Source organism: Mesorhizobium sp. M2C.T.Ca.TU.002.02.1.1 (assembly GCF_003997225.1).
The window spans coordinates 1-4,040 of sequence record NZ_RZTO01000576.1; the positions used below are offsets into that span (position 1 = coordinate 1).

Here is a 4,040-nt window from a genome sequence, read left to right on the forward strand (position 1 = left end):
GTGCTGCTTTCGCTGCCGACGCCGGAGATCGTGCAGGCCGTTTGCCTCGACCCCGACGGGCTTGCTTCCGTCAAGGGCGCACGCATCGTCATCGACCTTTCCACCACGGGGCCGCGGACGGAACGCCTCGTCGCGAAGGGCCTCAAGGCCGCCTCAATCGCGCTGGCCGACTGCCCGGTGAGCGGCGGCGTCGGCGGCGCTGAAAAGGGCACGCTGGCGATGATGGCCGCCTGCGACGACGCGACGATGGAAACGATCCGCCCGATCCTCGAAACGCTCGGCAAACCGGTCCATGTCGGCCTGGAGCCCGGCATGGGCCAGATGATCAAGGTGATCAACAACCTGATGTCGGTGACGGCCTTGTCGATCGCATCGGAAGCGCTTGTGCTCGGCACCAAGGCCGGGCTCGATCCGGACGTGATGCTCGAGGTCATCAATTCGGGCAGCGGCAGCTCCAACGCAACGCTGACGAAGATCCCGAAATTCGTGCTTACCCGCGGCTTCGATTTCGGCTTCGCCATCGGCCTATCGGCCAAGGACATCCGCCTCTGCCTCGAAGAGAGCGACGCGCTGGGCGTGCCGATGATCGTCGGCGGCGCGGTGCGACAATTGCTGACCGTGGCGAAGAGCGACCTCGGCGCGGATGCGGACCTGACCGAGATCATCAAGCCGATCGAAGGTTGGGCCGGCGTGACGGTTGCCGGCAAGAAGGCCCAGCCCTGACGCCGGGCGGAACGCATCCGATGAGCACCCCTTCCCCTAAGGCGATTGCCCCGGGCCTGTCGCGCCGGCTTGCGGCGTTCGTCCGCAACGCGCAATGGCGAGACGTGCCCGAACCGGTGCGCGAGCATGCGCTGCGTGCCCTCTTCAACGGCGTCGGCACCGCGCTTGGCGGCTCGTCCGACCAGGCGATCCTGCGCCTTGCGGCGAGCCTCGCGCCTTTCTCCGCCGGTGCGTCGGCAACCGTGATCGGTCATGAGGCCAGGCGCGATGCTCCGACCGCGGCGTTCCTCAACGCGGCGTCGATGAACGTGTTCGACTTCGACGATACCCATCAAGGCACGATCATCCACCCGACCGCGCCCGTGGCGCCCGTCGTCCTTGCCCTCGCCGAAACCCGGCCGGTCAGCGGGGCGGAGCTCCTGCATGCCTTCGTTCTTGGCGTGGAAGTAACCTGCCGGATCGGCAACGCGATCTCGCCGGGTCACTACAATCGCGGCTGGCACATCACCTCGACCTGCGGGATCTTCGGCGCCGCCGCGGCCGCGGCGAAGCTGCTCGATCTCAGCGAGGAGGAAATCCTCTGGGCCTTCGGTAATGCGTCCGCCCAAGCGTCGGGCCTTGTCGAGACATTGGGCTTCACGGCCAAGAGCGTCGGCGTCGGCACCGCCGCGCGCGGAGGCCTGCTTGCGGCGCTGATGGCGCAGGGTGGCGTCGAGGGGCCACCGATGCCTCTCGAAGGTCCGCGCGGTTTCCTCAAGGTGTTATGCGACGCGCCGCAGCCGGAGCTGATCGAGCGCGGGCTGGGCAGCGACTGGGAAAACCTGCGCAACATGTTCAAGCCATATCCTTGCGGCGTGGTGCTCAACCCCGTCATCGACGCCTGCCTCAAGCTGCGCCGAAAGCCCGATTTCTCCGCCGACCTCGTCAGCGACATCACGGTGCGCGGCTGCCCGCTGCTCAAGGCACGTGCAGACAGGCCGGACGTCACCACAGGCCGGGAGGCGCAGGTCAGCGCACAGCATGCCATCGCCGTCGCCCTGTTGCGCGGCACGGCCGGTGCGGCCGATTTCAGCGATGCGGCGGTGAGCGATCCCGACGTGAGGGCATTGCGCGCCAAGGTGCGCCCGATCGAAACGGACGAAGCCATTCCGGTCGAAGCGGCCTATATCTCGGTCCGCTGCAGCGACGGGTCGCGTTTCGAGATGAGCGAGCTGGCCGCCACCGGCAGTCCGGCACGGCCGATGACGGATGCCGCGCTGCGCGAGAAATTCTCCGCCCTCGCCCGCTATGGCTGCCCGGCGATCGATGCCGGGGCGCTGGCCGACCGGCTGTGGGCGCTGCGCGAGGCGAGCGACGTTGCTGCGATCATGGCGCTGGCCCGGCCGAACCCGTAAGCTGCGGGCCGCCGCCTCGCACCAGCCTCAGCGATTGTGCTGCGGCGGCTTCCAGACATGGGTGGAGATGATGTCCCTCAATTCCGTGCGCACGGCGCGGAACAGCGGACGGAATGTCGAGGACATCGGCTTCTGCGACGAGGTCGCAAGGATCAGCTTGCGCGTGATCTGCGGCTCGAACGGCCAGACCTCGATCCGACCGGCTTCGGCAAGCAGATGCACGGAGGCATAGGGCAGGACCGTGTAGCCACCGCCCTCCTCGACAAGCAGCAGCGTCGAGGGCATCGCCTCCAGTTCCATCTCGATGCGGGGATAGATGCCGTGCTCGGCGACGATGTTGTCGATCAGCCGCCGCAGGCCGTGCGGCCGGCTCGGCAGGATCATCGGCAGTTCGGCAAGCACGTTGAGGCTGACGGGGCCGCGCGGCAGCAGAGGCTCGGTCAGCGCCGGGCCGATCAGGAAAAGCTCGTCATCGGCGAGCGGCTCGGTCAGCACCGAAGGGTGGTTGGGCGAATTGTAGAGCACCGCCGCGTCGATGCGGCCGGCGATCAGCCATTCCAGGATATGGCCGCTGAATCCCTCGATGACCTGCAAGGCGACGTTCGGGAACTCGTTCTTGATCTTCTTGACAAGCGGCACCGTCAGCACCGTGCCGACGGAGGGCGGCACGCCAAGCACCAGCCTGCCGCGCGGCGAAGCCCTGAGATTGGACACGGCGTTCTGCGCGAGCCGCATGCGCTCGACGATTTCGTCGGCGTGCGATTTCAGGAGCGCGCCGGCTTCGGTCAGCACCACGCCGCGGCCATTGCGGTGGAACAACTCGACGCCCAGTTCCTCCTCGAGCCCGCGGATATGACGCGTGATCATCGGCTGAGTGACGTTGAGGTCGAGGGCGGCCTTCGAGAAGCTGCCCGCCGAGCCGACCGCGATGAAGACCTGTAGCTGCTTCGTGTCCAACTCAAACCACCCAACCCGCCGCCGGGCAGTGCCCTGCCCGAAGCCTTCGATCCCTACGTGCGGAACGGATACTTCAGGCCGCGCACGTTCAGGAACACGGCATAGACCGAAGTTGTCGCCGTGATGAACAGCCGATTGTGCCGCGCGCCGCCAAACGCGACGTTCGCCACCATTTCCGGCACCAGGATCTTGCCGATCAATTCACCGGCCGGCGTGTGGCACTGGACACCGTCCCAGGCGCTGATCCAGAGGTTACCGGCGATATCGATACGGAACCCGTCCGGAATACCGGGCGATATTTCGGCGAACACGCGGGAATTTACCAGCCTGTCGCCGGCAACGTCAAACGACCTGACGTGGTGCGGCGCGCTGCGGTCGGTCAGATAGCCGGAATCGGCGATGTAGAGCGTCTTCTCGTCCGGCGAGAAGGCAAGGCCGTTGGGCATTGAGAAATCGTCGGCGACAACGGTGACGCGGCCGGATTGCGGATCGATGCGGTAGACGCGGCAGCCGGACTGTTCCTGATCGGCGCGCCGCCCGACATAATCGGAGATGATGCCGTAATTGGGATCGGTGAACCATACGCTGCCGTCCGACTTGACCACCACGTCGTTCGGCGAATTGAGCCGCTTGCCCTCGAAGGAGTCCGCGAGCACGGTGATCGAGCCGTCCCATTCGGTGCGCACGACGCGGCGTTCGCCCTGCATGCAGGTGACGAGCCGGCCTTCGCGGTCGCGGGTGCTTCCGTTCGGGTTGGCGACATTGCCGCGGAACAGCGAAACCGCGCCGGTCTCCTCGTCCCAGCGCAGCATGCGGTCATTGGGGATATCGCTCCACACCAGCGTGCGCAGGTCGGCGAAATAGACCGGCCCTTCCGCCCAGCGGTTGCCGGTGTGCAGCGTTTCGAGGAAGGCGACCGGATCGATAAGGTCGCCGAAGCGCGGGTCGATGATCTCGTAGCAGGAC

The 4,040-nt window shown here is 66.5% G+C and carries 4 protein-coding genes; 2 read left to right on the plus strand and 2 right to left on the minus strand.

Going from position 1 to position 4,040, the window contains the following annotated elements; all coding sequences use genetic code 11:
• Together EOD07_RS25250 and EOD07_RS25255 are read left to right on the plus strand one after the other, a co-directional pair.
• Positions 1-723 (plus strand): NAD(P)-dependent oxidoreductase (locus EOD07_RS25250; RefSeq protein WP_164772505.1); only part of this gene is annotated, 723 nt, incomplete at its 5' end.
• Between the two features lie 20 nt (positions 724-743).
• Entirely contained in the window at positions 744-2,117 is a 1,374-nt protein-coding gene (locus EOD07_RS25255) for an MmgE/PrpD family protein (protein ID WP_127237356.1), read from the plus strand.
• A 27-nt stretch (positions 2,118-2,144) separates the two neighbouring features.
• Here the strand turns inward: EOD07_RS25255 and EOD07_RS25260 are convergent, their stop codons facing one another.
• Both EOD07_RS25260 and EOD07_RS25265 read right to left on the minus strand, forming a co-directional pair.
• On the minus strand, positions 2,145-3,074 hold the full coding sequence (locus tag EOD07_RS25260) for a LysR substrate-binding domain-containing protein (protein ID WP_041001807.1): 930 nt from the start codon (positions 3,072-3,074) through the stop codon (positions 2,145-2,147).
• 53 nt (positions 3,075-3,127) lie between these two features.
• Positions 3,128-4,040: SMP-30/gluconolactonase/LRE family protein (locus tag EOD07_RS25265; protein ID WP_164772506.1), on the minus strand; the 913-nt coding region annotated here is incomplete at its 5' end.

Bases quoted from the DNA above. Each gene is read 5' to 3' on its own strand.
- EOD07_RS25255 (WP_127237356.1), top strand. From the start codon at position 744: ATGAGCACCCCTTCCCCTAAGGCGATTGCCCCGGGCCTGTCGCGCCGG.